Genomic DNA, 21,274 nt, shown 5'->3' with positions numbered 1-21,274 from the left:
CTTATCGCTAATTACTGAAAAAGCTTTTGTCTGTCTCAAGCAAACTGGAGATAGTGCTACTGAGAACTTTAATTAAATTATCGAACGTGGAGCTGGCGGTACTGTATTTCTGTAAGTGGCTTTGCATAGCTGTTTGTAGTTTTTCTGCCTGCGCGTCAAAACCTGCCATCCAAGCCTGGAATTTGGCAGAGTTCATATCTTCAACATCGTTATGCGGCAGATCGCTTTTCATTTTTGTTAGCGGGCTGGTGTCTATGGTACAAACCCAAGAACCATCAGGCAGTTGTTTAACGCAGGTATCTGGATCAACACCTAATTCACTGGCCCATGCCTTTGCATCGTCCTTAGATGCCCCTTTAATCCCACCGGTCTCACTTTGTTTAGGAAATAAAACGGCGGCTTTAGTGACAGGGTTTACAGAATATTTTTTCAGTAATGCATCTAATTCCTTTCTGATCTCACCTGACTTCAGAATGATATTTCCGTCTTTACCGGAACTAATAAATTCCTGTAATTTAGATTTCAGATCGGAGAAATCACTGAAAAAATCAGAATATTGTTTCACTGCGTACTCATGGACGGATAAATAACTGTCATCCATTTCGCCAATGGCGTCGGCCAAGTCCTTATAAATATCCCAACTGGAGATCGGACCTTTATTTTCCGTCGGTTCTGTCGCAGGAGCGAACCGAACAGACCGAGCGGCAGCCTGTAATTCAGCCGCTTGTTCGTCCGTTAAGTCATAGTTCTCAGGATTTGCCTGCGCCAATTGTGCAATGGTTTGCAATTGCTTACTGGTGCTGTCAATTAACAATGTGCGGCGAGCAAGGCTGCTTTTATCCGAAGCCGCAGCACGTAATGCATCTAACTGCGTGCGAGCAAGAGCGTCACTTTTATCGGGTGTTAGCAATATCTCTAGCTGTTTATCACAATCCTGCTGACTTTTTCCCTCAGTAGAAAATGCGGCTAATCGCGCAGCTCGCTCAGGCTGACGCTGCTCAATATCGCGTAATGTGCCTAACAGCGCGTTGGCGCCCTGAGCGATTTTATCTGAATTATGCAAGGTATCTAACTGAGTTTTTGTTTTCGTCAAAACCTGTTGCCGGATGGTCATGCGAGCAGCTTTTGCCTCTTCATTAACCGCAGCGGCGGGAGCCTGCGACGTTTCATTAGAATTAACCGCTAAATGCTCGGAAAAACGCACAGTGTTGTGATTATTAGTAATTCCATCCATAACTGACTCACTTATCGCTCAGACATATGAAAAATCGCCCCCAAAACTCCGGGGGCTTAGCAACTACACTTTGTTATTGATCATGCTGCTGATCGTTTCATTTTTTGCCGTTACCGTTTGGAACAGCATATTCATCAGCAAATTCAGCAATTGCTTATCACGGTCGCTACGTTTGACTGATTCAGCATGGGTTTCCTGCTTGACGGATTTCTCATTTTCCTGAATCGCCGCGCCGGCTTTCTCTTCAGCCTCATTCACCTGGAACTGGGACGCCGCTACCGCCCCCATAGGGTTGCCCATCTGGCTGGCCGCGTTACCTTGACCAATGACTTTTTGCGCATTATTCATTTGGCGACTGCTTTCGATCCCCTTCAGCGTTGCACTGTATTGTTTATCGTGGATCGCGCCGCCTTCGATAATTGATTTATCATTCTGTAGTACGGCAGAGCCAGGTTTTTGCCCTGGCCCCACTTTGTTCAGAGCGCTGATACTTTTGTTCGCCTGATTCTGGAAATTAGCCTGTTGTTTGGACACATCAAGCGATTTATTCGACATTTTGGTGCCCTTCATCGCCCGAGCTTGCCCACCCACGGTGGTGGCCAAACCAACGACACCTTGAGTAATCGCTTGATTTCGTGCTTCTTTACCACTTTGGATAGTATGTGCGGCAGAGGCTTGCGCCGCTTTAGCCGAAAGCTCTAGCTGATGGCCGCCCAGCTTATTTTCCGCCACTCGCATTTCAGTCAATACTTTCACTGCAAGCATCACGACATTAGATAATCTGGCACCAAATGAATTATTAAGATTGGTGATGGCAAAGCCCTGTTTAGGCTGTGCTGCATCGGTAGCCTTGGTTTGTTCAGCAGCGAAATTGCTGACGCCGGTAATATGTTTCAGCTGCTCTTGCAACAGCGTTGGCTGGGTTTCAACCGTCGGTGCGGCAATCGCCGGTTTTGGCGTGTCGTCCGCAGGGCTCACCGCAGCGGTGGTTCTCTTCTCAGCCAAATCCACCATCATCAATTTACTCGCCGTTGGTTGAATCTCACCTTGAGGTTCTCGCAGCGCCGCCGCCTGAGGGCTAATTTTCCCCTCTGTTTTTACATTTTTATTTTCAGCCGTTGATTTATTCGATTCAGTCGGCTGATTCGTATTATTTGCATTTTTTTTAATTGACTCTTTATCGCCATTTAATTCTTTTTTTGTAATATCTAGATTCGGATAATTCAGAATAAGGTTGTGACTATTACTGCCAATGGATGATGACATATTATTTACCTATTAGGTTATGGAGTGATATTAAACGTGCATATTGCGAAGAATAGTACGTCCTGTGTCTTGTTGTTTAAGGAGTACCGAGGACATATTCTTCATCAACTCCTGCATTAGCGTTTGCTCTTGTTTAAAATACGCAAGAATCTGCTCTGAGAATTTTTTCAGTATTTCCATATCTGCGCTACCGAGTTTAAATGCCGCTAACGCCTCCATAGCATCAGCCTGTAAATTCCCTGCCACTATATTGCCGGTGGTTTGAGTCACGCCAGAGCCAACGGTGGTTACGCTACGTAACATCTCCATATTATTCAATTGCTTTTTCAATGCTACCGGATCTTTTGATAGTGACTTGGACAGGCTTTTGCTCGCTTGTTTGAAAACCTGATTCACTTGCTTACCGGCACTTTTAACTACTTTCGGCACCAGTTTTTTCAGCGCTTGCTCGATGGTTTTCTTAATCGTTTCCATAATCATATTTGTCATCGCCTTACCCATTTTTTCGATGACAAACTTAGCCGCTGACTTAGCAAAATAAGCTACGGCAATAATAACCGCAACGGTCACTGCGGCAGAAACTACGCTATGAATGGTATCCATCATATTTGCCCCGGTGGCTTTATCTATTGCTTTAAGCAATAAACCAATCGGAGTTTTATCAAATATCTCTTCCACTACTTTAGAAATTAATGACATTAATGGCATAAAGATATGTTCCATAAATGGATTTAAAATCATGCCAGTCAAAGATTGTCCCGTCGCCGCCTCCATAATAGGGTCGGCAACCATTAAACCTATACCTATTGCCATTAATGCTACTCCGGCGCCGCCAAATACCGATGTAATAGCACCAATGGCAATGGCTAGTCCGCCCAGAATATCAGCAATGCAGCCGGTCATCTTGCGCGTTTCTTCCGCCTTACGCAGTTGCTCATCGTATTCAGCGGCTTTTTTGGTCATATCCTTTTGACGCGCTTCCTGGAGTTTTTGCGTCATGGCTAAATCATTCTTTAATTTATTGATCGAGTTCTCACCTACGATTTCAATAAATTTCCCCATCAGCATGGTCATGGTGGCCATGCTGCTGAGCTGTTTTTCTTTCTGCTGATCGATTTGCCCAGCGATAGCTGCGTTGCCAGGTAAAGCGGCGCTGTATTTAACGTCCGCCGCCTTTATTAACCCTTCAAGTTTCGTTTGCAGACTCATGGCCGCTTGTTGCTTTTGATCCGCCACGGCCTGAGCTTTACTGGTTGCCGCCTCTGCCGTATTGAGATCGGACTGCGCGCCAGCGACTTTCTTTTCCGCGGCAATATAACGAGGATCGTCTTTTTCTACGCCTTCTCTCTTTAGCTTGTCCAGATCTGATTTGGCCTGATCGAGAAGCTCTTTTTTCTGCGATTGATTTTTATTAGCCGAGCCTAATTGGCTTACCGCATTTTCAAACTCAGATAAAGCCTGCTCGGTCTCGCCCATTGCTTTATCAATCTCGGCATTTGCCTTTTCTCCCTCTTTCTTACGCGCGTCCAGGGTAGACATTAATATGGAAAGGTTAGACGAGAGTTTACTCAATGCCATTTCACTGCTTAAATTCAGCATTTGAGTTAATAACAGCAACAGAGCTCCGTCTTTAGTCAGATTACTGTTCGCTTTTCTCAGGACTGGAGCTTCCTGTAAAAGCGCATTATTCAGCTCAACTTCAACATCACCACTGAGCGTTGGGTCAATGCCGGCGGAAATGATATTGCGTGCAGATTCTTGCGCTGCCTGCAATTTTTGATTGGCCGCCGCCATAATTGAACCACCCTGCTGCGGCAGCATTCGAGTTTTTTGCTTTAATGCCGCCATATTTTCATTGCTGGCGTCATTTAACAAATAGCCAGCAAGCTGGATAGGGGTATTATTAACACTCGTCGTAGCCATAATTTCTCCAATTACGTAACGATCTTCGGCTTAATCTGCCTCTTCGTTCGTTTCTTTCCTGTTTTGTCGAATAGTTTGTAAATAAACTTTCGCTTTTTTAATTAAATTTTCATCGTCACTACGCTTACACACCAAATCAAAACACTGCATGGCCTTAACAAAATTACCCATTAATAATTGACATTGACCGCTGAAGAATACCGGGCTGAAATTATCTTTCCCCATCACATAAGCAAGAGAATAGAGATCGCATGCCTTCTGATAGTTTTTCTTCAGCTGATTCACTGCGCCTAATCCAATAAAGTAATCGGTATTATTTAAGTCATACATACAGAGAAAACTGAAGAAATTTTCAGCCTCGTCTAAATGCCCCTTGTGATAAAACTGGTAGGCATGAGCATATATATGCTCCATCATTTCATCAGATACACCGTGAATGTCTTTTAGCATGGCACCCTGATTGAGAGCAGCCCACAGCATGTTTTCAATTTCATCATCGCTAATAATCGTATTTTCCTGGGTCATACCTTGTTATCTCCTAGGTTGTTCGTTACCGCGTGAATGCTGCTGCCGATAACGATATTTAATCATGGGTAAATAAAAACTACATTTAAGGAACGCTCATCCCCTTTCAAACACAGGCAATTCTTAAATAATGAGCGAAAAATATCTTTGTAAAACGATGTTTATTCTTTAGGGACCTCGCTGCTCCAGGCATTTTCAACCTGTTCAAGCCAGGCCAGTAAACGGAGTACTTCATCTAATTCCTCCATACTGACAAAGGAATAGCGTCGGTGAGTTTTGAAGATTTGTCGGGCTAATTTCACATCTTCGATTACTGGTATGCCGACCTTTTTCGCATAAGTACGAACGGCAATGGCTCGCTGATTGGTTTCCAGCACTGAAATGAAGGGGATTGGAATAACATCTACATTTAGATAAATTCCCACGGCGATGTGAGTTGGGTTAGCCACGATCACCTTGGAATTTTCAATGTCAGACTTCACCTGTTCCGACAACATTTCCATATGTATTTCTTTACGTTTGGATTTCATTTCCGGATTGCCATCCTGCTCTTTGGCTTCCCGTTTAACCTCTTGCTTATCCATTTTGTTGTCTTTGATGTGCAGGAAGAACTCAGCTAATGCATCCAGAATAATGACCATAAGCAGACAAGAGAGACATATCAGGATCAGCGAGTGAAACAGCACCCCCCAAACTAATATAATCTGCTGAGGCGCCCCGTTAACCTGCGAATAAAGGAGCTCTTTATTTTTTTCCCAAAAAATATTTGCGGCAACGATAAAACTAACCAAATACAAACATGATTTGATCACATCTTTAACTGACCGTAAGCTAAATAGCTTTTTCACACCGCTCGCAGGATTAAGCGCTGCAAAATTAATCTTTAGTGCTTTAGTGGCGATGAGAAATCCCGTTTGTAACAACGTCGGGAATACGGACGCAAATATGCATAGCAGTAAAAAGGGAAGCAATAACTTTAATCCCGTCCATGCCACCATTCGCGCATACTCATGGAAGGTACTGGAAAAACCATTTGCGATGGCTTCGGTAACGATTTTCCCCATTTCTAAAAAGCTCGATATATTAATAATGTACTCGGCACCAATTAAGATAAGACATGAGATAACCAAGTCCTTACTTTTAAAAGATTGGCCCTTTTTAGCCGCATCCTTCAGTTTTTTCTGCGTGGGTTTCTCTGTTTTATTTGATGACATAAAACGTCCATTTTACCGTATTATTTCAACCAGCCAAATAATGAATCCGCATGAAAGCGCATATTAATGACCTCGACTGGAATAATCGGGGTGAAATACAAAATAAGAATAAAGAACGCTATGCTGCTTTTAATCGTCAACGCCAGCGAAAATGCGTTCATTTGCGGGGCAAAACGGGATAATAAACCTAACAGCGCTTCAGCCAATAGAAAGCCGACCAAAACCGGACTGGCGAGAATAAATGCTTTCGCCATCATAATACTCAGGAAAGTTAGCGCTGGATAAAGGGAAGGCAAAGTAAAAGACAGTGGGTCCCAAAGTTGATAACTTGCTTGAAATACCTGAGAGATGAGCAAAAGCCCGCCGCTTTCTAATATAATCACGGCAGCAAACAAATTAAATAAATTGGCAAGTTCTGATGTATCGACACCACTTAATGGATCGATGCTACTACTTAGCGTCGCACCCCGCTGGTTATCAATCATGCTACCGACGGCATGTAATACCCATAATGGCCAGCAAAAAAAACAGGCCATTAATAGTCCAATGATAACTTCTTTTGCAACCAGTCCGAAATAAAACAACGTATCAAAATCAGGTAGTTCCTGGAGTGGATAAGGCCACAATGACACCCCCACAATCATGGCAACCGGCATACGGATCATACCCGTTAGAGTATTATTATTAAGGAACGGCAGTAGGATAAAAGAAGGCATCAACCTGGCCGAAGCCAATATCATTGCGTAGAGCCAGTCGTGAATATTAAAAAACAGTCCGATTTGCATAGGTTATTTCAACGCTATTGTTAATACTTCTTGAGCAAAGCCCAACAATACATCACCATACCAACCTGAAACTAAAAAAAGGCATAACGCGACGCTAAGTAATTTAATACCAAAGGGTAAAGTTTGTTCTTGTAGCTGCGTGACTGTTTGGATCAGGCCTACAATTAATCCGACGATGGTTGCCACGGCAATTGGCCCAGCGGAAAGCATTAGAATCAGATATAAGGCTTTATTACCGGCAAAGACGAGTTCATTCATTGTTCCAGCCCTCCGAGCTATAGAGCCAGATCCAGATACTGCGTGATTAGGCCTTTAGACAATAGCGACCAACCGTCCAGCACAATAAACAGCACCAATTTTATCGGCACAGAAATGGTCACCGGGCTCATCATCATCATTCCCAAAGCCAGCAAAATACTGGAAATTAGCAAATCAACTACCACGAAAGGTAGATATAAATAAAAGCCAATTTTAAAGGCACTTTTGATTTCACTTAGAGCGTAGGCTGGTAACAGGGATAAAATAGAAACCCTTTCGGTATCCTCTGCACTACCACTTTTAACACCGTCCCTTTTTAGCTGCGCATCAGAGAAGAAGCGCGCTAACTCCGGATCTGAATATTTTTCTAAATAGCGATGGTAACCTTCGAAGCCATTCTCTACGAAATAAGTCACCGACTCTACGCTGCTAATATCGACATTATTCTCGCGATAACTGTGGTAGCCCTCTTGCACCACAGGCATCATGACAAACATCGATAACAACAGCGCGATACCGTTAAGCGTCATATTTGAAGGGATTTGCTGCAATCCCAGCGCGTTTCTGACCATAACAAAGACAATGGAGAATTTGATATAGCAGGTGCCGCAGGCAATAATAAAAGGTAGTAAAGTGGCAAACGCTAATAGCCCAACAAGGGAAACATCATTTTCCATTGCCAGCCTCGTGGTATATCTCGGTTATTTCAACGCCTAAGCGATCTTCTATCCAAACTAATTCGCCGCGAGCCAGTGCCAGGCCATTACCGCTAATGATGATTTTCTTTTCCGCATCAGGATCACAGGTGAAAATATGTCCTTTATATAGTAATTCCAGTTCTTCAACCGTTACCTGAGTTTGTTGCAAGGTAAATGTTAAGCGAACAGGCATTTGAGAGCGAGGGGACAAACCCATAGATATTTCTTGGTCATGGCTACCATCACTCTGGTTATCCTGAGATTTGTTTTCTACAGGCATATCTGACATCGCTTCCTCTAGCATTATTTCATCTCCATTACGCTGGTAATATCTAATATGTTTGCCATGAATTGTTACTTGCTGCCTGACATCAGTAATAAGTAAAACATCACCGCAGATTAATTTATTAAGTAACCTTAAACTCCCCTTGCTACTTCCTATTTCAAAACATATCGGCAAAGGAAGATGGGATAAATCTGTCCGTTGATTTTTTGCTGGAATATTGACAGATTCGTGAACAAATTTAGTCAACCATACTCGACCGCGATCCGTATCTATGGCGTACAACGGAGTATTAAATAGCTTGTTATCTTCAACCGTCTCAATATTCTGCATTGATTGATAGCTAAATTCCGGCAACGCCATATTTATCGGCTGCGAGCATCCGATAAATAAATTTTTAATTTGTTCATTGGTAAAAGCGCTGGTCGCTAACCCTGCCTGTTCTGGCATCATTTGCATAAACCAGTTACGTAAATCAAGAAGGCCTTCCCAACCGGCATCAGTAGCAAATGACACCAGGCAAACATTTTGCGGAGGAATCGTAAAACTCACGTCGATACCTTGCCGTTCCCAATGTTCAGCAACACGTGACCAGACAAGTTGTTCCTGACTTATTTGACGAAAATACCGGCCAATCACTGAGCTTCCTCCTCGTCCTGAGTCGGTTGTTCCTGATGCTGTTTCTGCTGCTGTTGCGATTCCCCGTCACGCAATAAGCTCCAATGCTGGGGCATTTCTCCAGTGCCTAAACGCTGTTGAACCGTGGCGTCCGAGGGTTGAAAGACCACCTGAGCTGAGTGATTTTGGGTTTGCGTTGAAATATTGACATGATGTCCTTCACCCCATTGTTTAAAACGGTAAGTGAGTTTCCCTGGCCCTTCTATTTCATTATTTCCTGATTGCGGCTGTGGAAACTTATCGGTTTTTCCCATAGGCAATGCAGCCTTGGTTGCTATATCCACCACCGAATGGGTTGATTTATTCGGTACCGGATATAACCATTCAGGGCGCCCTTTATCTGAGGCTAGAGAATCCACTTTTACCTCTTTTTTAAACTGAGGAAATAAAGCTTCACTCTCTCCAGTAGCTGTCATATCAGTCGATGTCGGTTTGCCGCCAATCTGTTGCACAATATTTAACTTTTCATGATTCGGCGCAGTTAAATTTTGACGATCTCCATTGGCAGAAAACTCGCTGGTTTTATCTGTAGGGAACCGGGCAAGAGAAGCAACGGGTATGGCATCTGTGACATGGCTATTTTTCTGCAACGGCTGCGGATTTCTTATTACTTCAATATTTTTTGTTTCTTTTCCCGTCGGTAGAGCAGCCAGTAGGGATTTATCTGTCATATCTTTCGTTGTTAGACGCTCAGGAATCCTTTGCTGAAGCTGTGCGATCGGCTTAGCAGGAATTTCCTGAGTTAAATAATCCAAACGCGGATGAGTTGCCTGAAGCTTAGATCCTTTCAGCGCGCTTATTTCAGCCTTTTTGGTTGTAGAGTCAGCGTTATGACCAATTCCAAGTTGCAAGGCCAATAGCGGCGATAATAGGGTTGGCATAGACGGAACGGTTTTATCGGCGATCTCGGTAAAACGCTCGCCCTTTTCTTCCTGCTGTTTCTTTCTGACAATATCGGAAATAGGTTGCGCAACTTCGGAGATATTTTCCGTTCGCCCCGTATTGGCTCCTGAAACGCTATTTACTTGTTCCATGCAATAATCTCCTCAATTTCGGTTTCTTCCATTCGGTCGGCCATCTGGCGGTGAGCTTTCCGCTCAAGCATTTGCAAATGCTTGTATTTATCAGACTGATGAATGAGTCTCAGACGCTGCACCTGCGCCTTTTGCCTGTCCTCTTCACAGCTTTTCAGATCCGTTAGCTGCTGTACTTTTTCCAGGTCAATATTGGCAATTCGGCGACGAAGCGCGGACTGTTTCCGCTGTACTGCATACAGCATGGCGCGATTTAGTCCCTGCCCCTGCGGGCGCAAACTGTGCAACAGGCCGGTTGCCGCTTTGCGTTGAGCGTCTAGAGCCTGAACAGATTTTTGGCACTCACGTATCCGGCTATCAAGCTGCGTTAATATCCGCTCCTGACGCTGAGTTTTGCTTTCACTGCGCAGTAGTAGTGCAGTGAATTTACGAAGCAAATTCATGCAATTGACTCAATGTATTTTCAAATACAGCGTGTTCTTCAACGGGCTGACACAGCCAACGGAATAAATCATCACGTCGCTGAATAGCGCGATCGTTTTCCGCATTTTCTCCGGCGCTGTATTCCCCTAGGTCCACAAAAATCTGTAATTCTTCGATTTTCGCCAATATCCGTCGGACTTCGGCTGCGCTGTGTAAATGCGACGGTTGGCAAACCTGACCGGTTACACGACTCACACTGCGTAAAATATCAATTGCCGGATAATGATTTTTGGCCGCCAGTTTGCGGCTAAGGTAAAAATGTCCGTCCAAAATAGAGCGAATCTCTTCCGCAATTGGATCTGGTTCATCATCACTTTCCAGTAAAATGGTATAAAACGCGGTGATACTTCCACTATGAGTACAGCCGGGACGCTCGAGTAATTTTGGCAAAGCCTCAAATACCGAAGCCGGATAGCCTCGCCGGGCTGGTGCTTCGCCTGCGGCTAATGCCACATCCCGCAAAGCGCGGGCATAACGCGTAACTGAATCCAGAAACAGCACCACTTTTTTGCCTGAATCACGAAAATATTCAGCAACCGTGGTAGCCACTAAAGCCGCATTACAGCGATCCAAAGAAGAAAAATCCGAGGTGGCATAAATCAACACGCACTGCTGTTGCCGCCCAGACCTTCGTAAAATATCAGTAAATTCAGTCACTTCTCGGCCGCGCTCACCTATGAGTGCGATAACAAACACATCTGCATCTGCCTGCTCGATCAACATATGCATTAGCGTAGTTTTTCCGCAGCCTGCCGCAGCAAAAATACCGAGCCGTTGACCGATCCCGCAGGTAATCAAGCCGTCAATGGCTCGCACGCCAGTAATAAACGATTGACGAATACCTACGCGCTGCAAATATGATGGTGGCGGTGCATCAATGGGGCGAATTTCATGCCCCAATATGGCGGCGGAATCGGAGAATCGTTCGACGACTTGCCCTGAGGGATCTAATACACAACCTAATAATGAATGGGTCAGTGCGACCGTCAATGCGCTACCGGTTGGGCTAATCACGGCATCTCTGGATAAACCATTGGCGTTACCAATCAGGCTAAGTACCGCCAGATCGCGATTAAATCCCAGCACTTGGGCACGAGCAACCACCTCGGTACTTTGCCAATGCTGACGTATTTCACAGATTTCACCGATCTTTACCCCTGGCAGAACCGATTCAAGAATCGGCCCGCTCAGGCGCAAAGGATGAGCCTGATAACGGATCAATGGTATTTCACTCATTATTGAAGAATTTCCACAAACTTTTCTTGCAGCGCAAAGAACTCATCTAATGCTTCAGCAAATCGAGTACTGGTCTCGGTATAGCTTGAATTAACTAGCCCCTTTAATTCGATATACCCGTCATTGGTGGCTAACTGTAATTGCCCTGACGGAGTGAAAGCGCAGCCTTCCATTAAAGTTTTTAAAAGGTCATCAGCTTTTTGACTTAATACGTGAGTATTTTCCTCACCAATACGCGACCATAACCAGACCTGATCGTCAATCAGGCTAATTAACATGCTGGCACGATCTGAAAAATCTAGCGATATAGTCGAGTGGCCGTCGAAATCATTTAATAACGATTCATCGCAGCCTGTTTCCAATAGTGTGTCACGAATTAAAGTTACAATATCTAGATTCATTATTATCTCCTTGTTGATTAGACAGTTCTTAAAACATCAATAGATACGCTATCCGTGATTTCGCCAAAAGACATTACCTCCAAGTCTTTAAACTGAGAATCTATAAAGCGCTTAACAAATCGCCTTATATCTACCGAAGATAAAATAACCATGTCTTTATTAGATATTGTCAATTTATCTGTGGCTAACGTCAGCGCATCAATGAGTTCCTCCGCTACCGCAGGTTCCAGATTCAAAAATGAACCACCGGAGGTATTTCTTATTCCCTGCCGTAATTTCTCTTCAAACTCCGCAGAGAGATTAATAACGCGTAGCGTCTCTCCCTGTGAAAATTTATGGCATATATAACGCGATAATGAAGTACGTACGTGTTCAACTAACGCAATCACGTCTTTTTCTCTGGGCGCCCATAAAGCCAGCGACTCCATAATCATCTTCATATTACGGATAGATATTTTTTCGCTCAGCAAGCGTTGAAATACCTCGGCAATACGCTGAACCGTCGCGTGACGCAGGACTTCTTTCATCAGGTCAGGATATTTATTATCTAACTTATCTAATAAATCTTTGGTTTCCTGTACGCCAAAATACTCATTAACGTGGCGAACCAGAGAAACTGACAGACAGTAATAGAGCTCATCAATTGCCGGTCTAAGCTGATAGCCTAGCTGTGTAAGCGATGCCTGATTAGTGCTATCGGTCCAACTTTCTTTATTATGGGTAACGCATTCAACACCTAACTGCTTTAGCTCATCGGTACTGTTGACGATACGCAGCAGGCCAAAGTAAATATTAAATTCGTCCGCTTTTATTTCATTTATTAAGATGGCGACGGTATTAGCACTAAGATTATCCGATGCCTTCAACATCATTTCAGGCAAATGAATGCCGTAATCGATAAAGAATTGACTCCGATAACGCTCCACCACGCTGGCTTTCTGTAATGCGGCCAGTTGCGCTGTCGGAACCAATAGGATTAAAGGCACTGTTTCTGCCGCCACGCTATCCAGATCACCAATTAGCCCCAGAGATGTCCCTTCGGCATCGATATTCTTTTCTCCTGAAGCTATTTCTGCCGGAGCATTCTTTTTAGCTGCATGGCGCTTTTTCTCACTCCATTTGAAATAGAATAATCCACTGAGTCCTGCGGCGAGAATAGCAAAAATAAAGAACGGGAAACCCGGTAAACTGCCAATTCCTAGCGCCAGCATGGCAGCAATCAGCAACACAAATGGGTTGCCTAATAACTGGTCCATCATGGTCTGGCCCATATTATCGCCATCGCCGTTGACTCTGGTGACAATAAAACCGGCGCTGATAGCAATCAGCAGAGATGGAATTTGAGCCACTAATCCATCACCAATAGTCAGCATGGTGTATGTCGCCAGCGCTGTGGACATATCCATGCCATGCTGGCTAATGCCCACGCCCATACCGCCAATAAAGTTGATGAAAATGACGATAATGCCAGCGATAGCATCACCTTTAATAAATTTCATCGCGCCATCAAAAGAACCGTAGAGCTGGCTTTCTCTTTCAACCACGCTGCGGCGCTCTTTTGCTGCATCTGCATCAATAGAACCCGCCCGGAGATCGGCATCAATCCCCATCTGTTTACCAGGCATTCCATCCAGAGAAAAACGAGCGGCAACTTCCGCAACGCGTTCTGCGCCTTTGGTAATGACCATAAACTGCACTATGGTCACAATAGAGAAAATAACAAAGCCAACGATCAGATTATCGCCAATAACGAACTGGCCGAATGTCGCAATAATATCGCCTGCATCAGCATCATTAAGTATCAATCGACTGGTGCTAATAGATAGAGCCAACCTAAACAGCGTGGTTATCAGCAGTACGGCTGGAAAGGTCGAAAAACTCAATATTCTGTCAATATAAAAAGACGACAGGAAAACCAATGCAGAAATAACAATATTCAGGCCAATGAGAAAATCGACCAGATAAGTCGGCAGTGGTATAACCAACATGGCAATAATGACAATAACCAGCAGTAGAATAAATAACTCTGGATGCCGTCTAGTTTTAATAAGAAATTCAGTAATCAAAATCAGGTTCCATTATTGATGCCAACAGAGTTATAAATCATATACGCAATAAGAAATTAACAGTAAAAGGTCTACTGCAATTTCAGGCACAACCCGACATGCTCGAATTCATAATAACGGGCGGTGGTTTAACAATAGAGTCAGTGTGCGAGCCGGGTAATTTTTTCGTTTACTCTAAATTGCCCCGACGAAGCTCAATTAACTCGTAGCGATAGGCTATTGTTGCCAATCTCTCGAATTCCCGCGCTAATACATCGGCATCTTCAGGTTCATAAAATAATTCTCTGGGTAAATTTTTACAGGCTTGCGAGATAATATGTAGTAACGAGGAACGTTCCGCGTGTTTACTTAATTTTATTCTCTCACCAATCGCTTCTTGTAAATAATCTTTTATATGTTCCGGATGCTGTAATACGCATAGCATAAATAACAACCAAGCTTGTTCCGAATCGTTATGCGCCCGTATTAAGGCATTTTTCAATACGTTATCTATAAAGGCACTGTCGCTTGAACGAATCAGTTTTACCTGTCCTAACCGCCCTAATAAATTACCAAATTCAATATGAGAACAACTTGGATCCTGGGCATCCATATCGCTAAGCAGCGAACTTTCCATAAAATCGACCACCGCGGCACGATGCTTAGCGCCATATGTCGAAATCCAATCTTGATAAACTTCGACCTCATGGGCATCACTCTCTAAAAAATCACGGTAACTCTCGCGCATGAGTGCCGGATCAAGCTGCAGTGCCTTCCCAAATAAGCGGGCCTTAAACGCCACATTTATTCCAGCTTTAAGCCGGCGCGGATTAGCCTGCTTTTCAACCTGCTGCAACATGATTTTAAGGCGGCGTCTAACTACCTCATCAATATTGCGGCGACGTAGCAGTTCGCGCAGCACCAAAACCAGATCGCTGTCATCAGGAAATAATGAGCGCACCTGTTGCAATAGATTCTTTATATTTGAACCATCGACACTCGACGTGACTTTTAATAATGCATAGACTTTAGGCAGTACGTCCTCGTCCAAAATTTGTTCAAAGCTGCTTTCACTCGCACTACCAATCTTTTTTTCATAATCTCGACGATTGCGAAATTGCGATAATAGAATTGACATTTCATCAATAGAGTCGCCAAAACGCTGCACCGCGGCGGCTGGTGAATCATCTGCAATATTCTGCGTTTCGTCACTATTCACAGCCCCTTCTTGGGCAGCTTTTTGCGTATTAGCACTTTTTTCACTGCTCACCTTATCCCGACGTAACTGGTACAAATCGAGTGATGAAGAGGAAAACTTGCCAATATCTATAGCCATTTCTGGCTATCCACATAATTTCGCATCCAGTCTTGCAACGCAGGATTGGCCAGATTTTTTTGCATATCGGCAATAAGATTACTGGCATCCGGTTGTAACGGAGATTCAATCTCTCGCGGCTGAATCAGGAAAACCCGTACCGTATTAGAGTTGCGCGATTTTTTATATCTAAATAACCCGCCTATTAGAGGAATATCTCCCAATAGTGGAACTTTGGCCTCCCCATCGGTACTTTCATCTCGCGTATAACCGCCAATTAACAAGCTTTTCCCTCTGGGCACCCTGGCAATAGTACTGATATTGGTGCGTCCAACTTCCGGTAAACCATTTGGAGTGTCTGAAGAGACAGGAACCTGCGACCCATCTTCTACGTTCAGCATCATTTCAATTTCGTTACCATCGGTAAAACGCGGTAATACGTTAACCGAAGTACCATAGGTAATATGCTGTAATTCAACGCTACGCTCACCGATCAATTGAGTATAAAACGTCCGGCTGTTATCAAAAATGGCAGGAATATTCTCCTGTGTTAATACCATCGGACGGGAAACTATATTCGCCTGGTTCTTTTGGCTTAATGCCAGCACTGAGGCCATAAATGTTGCGCCATCTACAGTACTGGATGCTCCACCGTTAAAAGAAATCCCTAGTTTCCCCCCAACATTCACGCCACCATTCCATTCAACGCCCATTTGTTCCAGCGCATCTTTTTGCAAATCGACAATCCACACCGATAGCTCAATATGGCGCTTGGGCAAATCCAGAACACTGACAATATTTTGCACGTATGAGACTTGCTCAGCGCTTCCTTTAACCAATAGACTATTGGTTCCCGGATTAGCCACAATCTGAAAACCCGAGGCTGAAGGACGCCCCCTTATTGCCGTAGTCAAATCTGCAAAAGGTAATTTGGGTTTTGCCTGACTGACACCGGGAAATTCATCCAGCCGAGGAGGTAAATCCGTGGCAATAGTATCTGTCGCCGGTGCTGGCACCATAACATCCCCACCGGATTCATTACCGTTAAGTAATTGCTGAACAATGCTAGCGGCTCCCGGAATAATGATCCTATCGTCACGATATTTAAAATCACGATCCTGAACAAACGTATTAAACAACGGGATAGACGCAACTTTTGAGCGTCCATCCAAATCGTTGTTCTTTTCATCTAAGAATTTGGCTGTATTTGTCACCAATTCAACATAGATCGGGGGCCCAGATACATAAAACGTGGAACTCACGCTATCTGAGCGCAATGGGTAACGCTGATCATATAGACCAGATTTACGCAAAAAATTGCTCACCGCTGAAAAAGAGGTGTTTCTTAATACCACCACGGCATTGCGCATCTCTGATGCATCGTAAATATAAATAGCCTGCCCATCGTGATACCAAATCAGCCCTAACTGCGCCGAAATGTTGTCAATTAAACGCTGAGGATTATTAAGATCAAACTCCCCGCTAATCTTCTTTCGCGCCACGGCTTTGCTGATAATAATTGGCTTATTCATTCTTGATGACAAAGCGTCAATCAGCCCTTTTATATCATTTTGCCGTGCTACATAGCCCGAAAGACTTGATGAATTTTCCTCAGAAAATGCCTTTTCAGGCATGCCTGCTAGTACAACCACCCCTAAAATACAGACGCAGGTTCTTTTAAAACCAATAACATAATTCATTTTTTAGCATCGCTGATAATGACATCTTTCAGGCTACGTGGAGAAACACCTAATGATATTTTGACGTCGTTAGAAAAATGAGAAAGAGACGAATAACCATGCTTCATCGCCAACGTAGTCAAACTTTTCTGTTCTCCCATCAGATCTAATAACGCCCGAACTAGCCGCCAATCGCACATTTCTACTTTGGTTGTATTACCCAAAGCCTTACGCGTCAGGCGGCGAAAATGAGACACAGAAACGCCATAGCGTGCGCCCAAATCCTGCAAACGTTCGGTGCTATCCGCTTCCTGTAGTAAAAATCTGACTAAGCGATACCATTCGGTAGAACGTAAGATGCTGGCGATATTCCCCGTTCCGGAGTCTGCCCGTAACGATTGACGGATTAACCAATACTCAATATGTTTAAAAGTCACATTCTCTTGAAACCCTAGGGGTTCAAACCCCCAGCAAATATCATTGTTACGTTCAAAACCTACGCGATTAAGCGAAGTATCTATAAATGCCTGTAGCTTGCACAGGGCAATGAGATCCAATGACCGATAGCGCATACTCCCTTCGATAATATGCAATGACATTGGTAAAAAAGCCGCGATACCCGTTTCACCCGGCTTAAACTGGCAGGTAACATCGCTGCCGTTCTCACCGATCAATTTAAAATCAACACCGGTGCTTTTATGAGGTTCAGTCAGCAACAGCTGCGGCTTTTGAAACTCTAACCGATCATTTTGTTGTAGATATAGATGAGTACTAAGCCTATCCATAAGTTAGTTACCATTCGTTTCAGAAACATTCCGACATATTCGATTAAAGATATATCTATTATATTCTTTATAGGGAGCGTCATGATCTCTTGGCTCAATATATGTCTTTGATTCAGTAAAAACATGATGAGAAAATGACGAGACACTGCGTAAGAGTATATCGATAACGTTAGTATTAACGAGAGGAAATTTAATTATCTAGGAAAGATTGTTACCGTTCCCCATCAATTCATGATGTAGAACAGATTGTACCAGTGACAAACAATCACCCATTGATTTAGCGTTATTTAATAAATATCCTAACCCTATCTGATAAGATTAAAAATCAAGCATTATAAATAAAAACCAATAAATACAATGAATTACAAATGAAATCAAAAAACAAAAATGGAAGATCAATACAAATTATGATTATGTTTAATATTAATATTACTAATCCACCGGATGTCACTTTTGTTCCAAAAAACCAGCTTGTTATACATAACCAGTTATTATCATTTCATGATGATATATTTACTGATAATATTCTTACAACCCCACTTATCACAAGAATCGTTCCATTCCACCAGGGAAAATAAATTAATGAATAGCGTGACTTTATCGAGGATAATTATTTTTATCCTGAGCTTTTTTTTCCCTTATCAAGGTTACGCCAACTGCTGGACCTATTCAGAACAATTTTTCGGCATTGAGGCCAAGCTGCTCTATTCTATCGCTCAGGTAGAATCTGGATTGAAACCAGAAGCCGTAGGAAAAAATAATAACGGAAGTTACGATTTAGGATTAATGCAAATAAACAGCAGCCATATTCCCCGACTGCGCAAAATAGGCGTAGATGATGCAATGTTGACCTCAGATCCCTGTGTTTCCATATTGGTCGGTGCCTCAATACTATCCGATATGATGAAGATCTATGGTTATAGCTGGGAAGCCGTCGGGGCATATAATTCAGGAACAGGAAAAGATCGTCATGAAATGCGGATGAAATATGCGAAAAAAGTTTGGGACGTTTACCGAAAAGGAAACCCGCCCTTCTAGTCTTCGTACCCGTTAGATAATCTGCATGACCTGATAAAAAATCCCATATCGCTGCAAATGACGCCCCCTCCAAAAACTATTGAATGTGCCCCCCAAAGAGGGCACATTGGTATTGACTAGCTATTATCACGCTTAAAGGTCAGTTCAAGAGGATTGAACAAAGATCTGAAGAAATTATCTATTGTTTTTACCGCCGCCTTATCATTTTCAGTCAAACTTTGGCTGCGGAATCTCTCTATCATGGCATCGTCCACATTCCTCATTGCCTCTAATAGAGGTTTATTCTGTTGGGCGAACTCTGAATGTTCACTACCCAATTTCGATTCCAATGTGCTAAAACATGCTTTAGCCGCAGAGAAAAAATCATCGGAATACAGCTCGGGTTTGGCAGGCAAATATGACGTGTTGAACAGATAATTAAGCGTTGTTGAAAACTCTCTGATTGTCGCTAGGCTATCGGCCAAAGTGTTATATTCACTTGGATTAAAGAATGGGAATGATTCTATATTGAAACTCTTTGTATTATCTAACTTCAGCTGTTGTCCGTAGGTAAGAGTCTGCCTGGGTACTGCAGCTGGCGTACCGCTGACCACGACGGTTGATACAGGTTTACCTGAATCAGCGACACGATCTAGAATATCTGCGACATTCGTAGCGTTTTGGCCACTGTTAGTAGAGAAAGGATCGACGGTTACCCGGCTAGCCGAAATCCCTTTCCCGACCAAAATTTCCTTGAAGCGATCGCCTTCGGTTTTGTTTATCGCAATATTGTGCCGATCCGTTGTTCCATGTCCGCCAAATCCACTGGTAATGAAATTGATATTCTTTGAATCCTTCAGCGTCTCAGCAATGAAATTGACGTAGGTTTCATCATTATTTCCATTTAAGATGATAAAGGTTTCACTATTATCATTCCTTGCCACCCACTCATTAACCGATTCTCTTTTAGCATTATTGAGTGAAATGCCCTGCTCTTTATCTATATGTAAGGAAATAGGTGCAGTGAGCGCTGATAAATTGTTTGCGGCTGCCTCGAACAAAGTGTTTTGTATCGCTTTAGCCAAGTCAATATTGGCATCAGGCATGTGCGACTTTTTGGCCGCAAGCATATTCCCCTCGGCAATTAAAGCCCTCATCGTGGCAGCCGTTTTAGCTCCGGATATATTAGCATCGGTATGTAATAAGGAGTGTACTTCCTTAGGATAAGGTTTAGAGGTGGTGAGTAACCCGCCTTCTTGAGTCACAGTAAACTTTGAACCATAAAACTCCTTTACACGCTGTTCTTTAGGTGTGAATGTCTTATTCGCTTCATCTCTTTGAGCTTTATATCTGTTTATTTTTGCTTTTAATGTAGATGTCGTATTACTGACTGCCGTGGTTGTTGCGACATTTTTTTTGAGACGAGAACTCTCACTTTCAGTCTGACTATTTTCATTTACCCTAGTAGGGTTGATCACCAACGTGCTTGAATTGTTAATCTTCATTATTGTTCCTTCTATATATCATAAAGCGAGAATTCACTTTTAGTTCACGTGAATTTAAAGTTCGATCATATATTGCATATTTTAATCACGCTTTATTTTTTCGGTCATTACCCAAGATATGGCTTTACTGGCAATATCACTTATATGTGGGTTGGTTGTTTACTTAGAATTTACACCCGCGGCGGCATGATTTTTTTAGCCTTAAACATCCCTGTTTCCTCAAGTGTTAATTGCAATGCAACTTTTCTTATCGCACTGACATCCTGTGAGAAATATTTTTTATAGATCTGGTCTGAGATGAAATTTGTTACTTCCGCACTGACTAAAGAATGCTCTTCTCTGATTTTTCTTTTCATATCTGGCTGGCTGGCATCTCTTCCCAATTCATTATTTTTAAATAAATTGTCTAGAGAATTATTCCGACTAAGATAGTTCCCTACCGTTTGTCCAATAGAAGTCTGAGCTGCGCTCTTTACGTTACTCACACCAGAAAACTCGGCAGACATATACCTATATTGGAATGTTCTATCAAAAACACGATCCTTCGTCTCCGTGCTTACCTTGGCACCTAAATATCCAGCAGCAGTGTCGATTGATTTATTAATGGCAGCAGGGATATATACGCTTCTCTCCTGCCGCCGCCATTCTTCCATATCTTTATTATTATTTTTTATTGTCTTCCAACAATTTTTAACTACCTTATTCAGATCTAATGACGTGGAATTTCCTTTCCAACTAATATTAACATTGGTATTGCTTACACCGAATAAACTAGCAAAATAACCAGAATTAACTCTCCCTATATTTATAGAAACTTCTGATGCCTTTTTAGTTACTTCTGCATTTTTAATATAATGACGACAAGAGGATCTGAATGAGTGATTTCTTAAATGCATATTTCATTCCTTTT

At 43.0% G+C, this 21,274-nt stretch carries 20 protein-coding genes; 1 reads left to right on the top strand and 19 read right to left on the bottom strand.

The features are described from left to right. Nucleotides 1-7: 7 nt before the first annotated feature. The 17 genes from sctA to PL78_RS18125 form a co-directional block, all read right to left on the bottom strand. Entirely contained in the window at nucleotides 8-1,234 is a 1,227-nt protein-coding gene (sctA, locus tag PL78_RS18205) for a type III secretion system needle tip protein SctA (protein WP_064517809.1), read from the bottom strand. 63 nt (nucleotides 1,235-1,297) lie between these two features. Next, nucleotides 1,298-2,500, bottom strand: coding sequence for a hypothetical protein (locus tag PL78_RS18200; RefSeq protein ID WP_064517807.1), 1,203 nt, complete (start codon nucleotides 2,498-2,500; stop codon nucleotides 1,298-1,300). Between the two features lie 30 nt (nucleotides 2,501-2,530). Then, entirely contained in the window at nucleotides 2,531-4,423 is a 1,893-nt protein-coding gene (gene sctE, locus PL78_RS18195; RefSeq protein WP_064517805.1) for a type III secretion system translocon subunit SseC family protein, read from the bottom strand. A 30-nt stretch (nucleotides 4,424-4,453) separates the two neighbouring features. After that, nucleotides 4,454-4,948, bottom strand: a complete 495-nt coding sequence (gene sicA / locus PL78_RS18190; RefSeq protein ID WP_064517803.1) for a type III secretion system translocator chaperone SicA — start codon at nucleotides 4,946-4,948, stop codon at nucleotides 4,454-4,456. Between the two features lie 161 nt (nucleotides 4,949-5,109). Then, entirely contained in the window at nucleotides 5,110-6,162 is a 1,053-nt protein-coding gene (locus PL78_RS18185) for an EscU/YscU/HrcU family type III secretion system export apparatus switch protein (protein ID WP_064517800.1), read from the bottom strand. 20 nt (nucleotides 6,163-6,182) lie between these two features. Beyond that, the gene (sctT, locus tag PL78_RS18180; RefSeq protein WP_064517798.1) at nucleotides 6,183-6,947 is read right to left on the bottom strand and encodes a type III secretion system export apparatus subunit SctT; all 765 of its coding nucleotides are present in this window, start codon (nucleotides 6,945-6,947) and stop codon (nucleotides 6,183-6,185) included. Nucleotides 6,948-6,950: 3 nt separating this feature from the next. Then, nucleotides 6,951-7,205 carry an EscS/YscS/HrcS family type III secretion system export apparatus protein gene (locus tag PL78_RS18175; protein WP_049596341.1) on the bottom strand — a complete coding sequence of 85 codons (255 nt, stop codon included), beginning with the start codon at nucleotides 7,203-7,205 and terminating at the stop codon, nucleotides 6,951-6,953. A gap of 17 nt (nucleotides 7,206-7,222) precedes the next feature. After that, nucleotides 7,223-7,882 carry an EscR/YscR/HrcR family type III secretion system export apparatus protein gene (locus tag PL78_RS18170; RefSeq protein WP_064517796.1) on the bottom strand — a complete coding sequence of 220 codons (660 nt, stop codon included), beginning with the start codon at nucleotides 7,880-7,882 and terminating at the stop codon, nucleotides 7,223-7,225. Beyond that, a complete protein-coding gene (gene sctQ, locus PL78_RS18165; protein ID WP_064517794.1) occupies nucleotides 7,872-8,825 on the bottom strand; it encodes a type III secretion system cytoplasmic ring protein SctQ in 954 nt (317 codons plus the stop codon). The genes PL78_RS18170 and sctQ overlap by 11 nt, the downstream gene beginning before the upstream one ends. Then, a complete protein-coding gene (locus PL78_RS18160) occupies nucleotides 8,822-9,898 on the bottom strand; it encodes a SpaN/EivJ family type III secretion system needle length determinant (protein ID WP_064517792.1) in 1,077 nt (358 codons plus the stop codon). The genes sctQ and PL78_RS18160 overlap by 4 nt, the downstream gene beginning before the upstream one ends. Beyond that, entirely contained in the window at nucleotides 9,886-10,341 is a 456-nt protein-coding gene (locus PL78_RS18155; protein WP_064517789.1) for a hypothetical protein, read from the bottom strand. Before PL78_RS18155 ends, PL78_RS18160 begins: the two co-directional genes overlap by 13 nt. Then, on the bottom strand, nucleotides 10,325-11,617 hold the full coding sequence (sctN, locus tag PL78_RS18150; RefSeq protein WP_064517786.1) for a type III secretion system ATPase SctN: 1,293 nt from the start codon (nucleotides 11,615-11,617) through the stop codon (nucleotides 10,325-10,327). The genes PL78_RS18155 and sctN overlap by 17 nt, the downstream gene beginning before the upstream one ends. Then, nucleotides 11,617-12,018 carry an InvB/SpaK family type III secretion system chaperone gene (locus tag PL78_RS18145; RefSeq protein ID WP_084414357.1) on the bottom strand — a complete coding sequence of 134 codons (402 nt, stop codon included), beginning with the start codon at nucleotides 12,016-12,018 and terminating at the stop codon, nucleotides 11,617-11,619. The genes sctN and PL78_RS18145 overlap by 1 nt, the downstream gene beginning before the upstream one ends. 17 nt (nucleotides 12,019-12,035) lie before the next feature. Beyond that, entirely contained in the window at nucleotides 12,036-14,084 is a 2,049-nt protein-coding gene (locus PL78_RS18140) for an EscV/YscV/HrcV family type III secretion system export apparatus protein (RefSeq protein WP_064517781.1), read from the bottom strand. A gap of 169 nt (nucleotides 14,085-14,253) precedes the next feature. After that, complete coding sequence (gene sctW / locus PL78_RS18135; RefSeq protein WP_084414356.1) at nucleotides 14,254-15,399, bottom strand: type III secretion system gatekeeper subunit SctW; 1,146 nt, start codon at nucleotides 15,397-15,399, stop codon at nucleotides 14,254-14,256. Continuing rightward, nucleotides 15,390-17,078, bottom strand: coding sequence for a type III secretion system outer membrane ring subunit SctC (gene sctC, locus PL78_RS18130; protein ID WP_084414355.1), 1,689 nt, complete (start codon nucleotides 17,076-17,078; stop codon nucleotides 15,390-15,392). The genes sctW and sctC overlap by 10 nt, the downstream gene beginning before the upstream one ends. Then, a complete protein-coding gene (locus PL78_RS18125; RefSeq protein ID WP_071925615.1) occupies nucleotides 17,075-17,842 on the bottom strand; it encodes a helix-turn-helix domain-containing protein in 768 nt (255 codons plus the stop codon). The genes sctC and PL78_RS18125 overlap by 4 nt, the downstream gene beginning before the upstream one ends. 582 nt (nucleotides 17,843-18,424) lie before the next feature. Between PL78_RS18125 and iagB the strand changes: the two genes are divergently transcribed. Further along, nucleotides 18,425-18,880, top strand: coding sequence for a type III secretion system invasion protein IagB (gene iagB, locus PL78_RS18115; RefSeq protein WP_084414354.1), 456 nt, complete (start codon nucleotides 18,425-18,427; stop codon nucleotides 18,878-18,880). Between the two features lie 116 nt (nucleotides 18,881-18,996). Here iagB and PL78_RS18110 read toward each other — a convergent pair whose 3' ends face one another. Both PL78_RS18110 and PL78_RS18105 read right to left on the bottom strand, forming a co-directional pair. Then, nucleotides 18,997-20,364 (bottom strand): YdcF family protein, encoded by a 1,368-nt coding sequence (locus tag PL78_RS18110; protein WP_064517777.1) that lies wholly within the window; start codon nucleotides 20,362-20,364, stop codon nucleotides 18,997-18,999. A 170-nt stretch (nucleotides 20,365-20,534) separates the two neighbouring features. Then, entirely contained in the window at nucleotides 20,535-21,260 is a 726-nt protein-coding gene (locus tag PL78_RS18105; RefSeq protein WP_064517775.1) for a type III secrection system effector, WxxxE family, read from the bottom strand. Nucleotides 21,261-21,274: the final 14 nt, after the last annotated feature.

The sequence above is a fragment of the Yersinia entomophaga genome (assembly GCF_001656035.1).
GTDB lineage: Bacteria > Pseudomonadota > Gammaproteobacteria > Enterobacterales > Enterobacteriaceae > Yersinia > Yersinia entomophaga.
The sequence above is the reverse complement of the archived record's forward strand: the minus strand, read 5'-3'. Positions and strand labels throughout refer to the sequence as shown.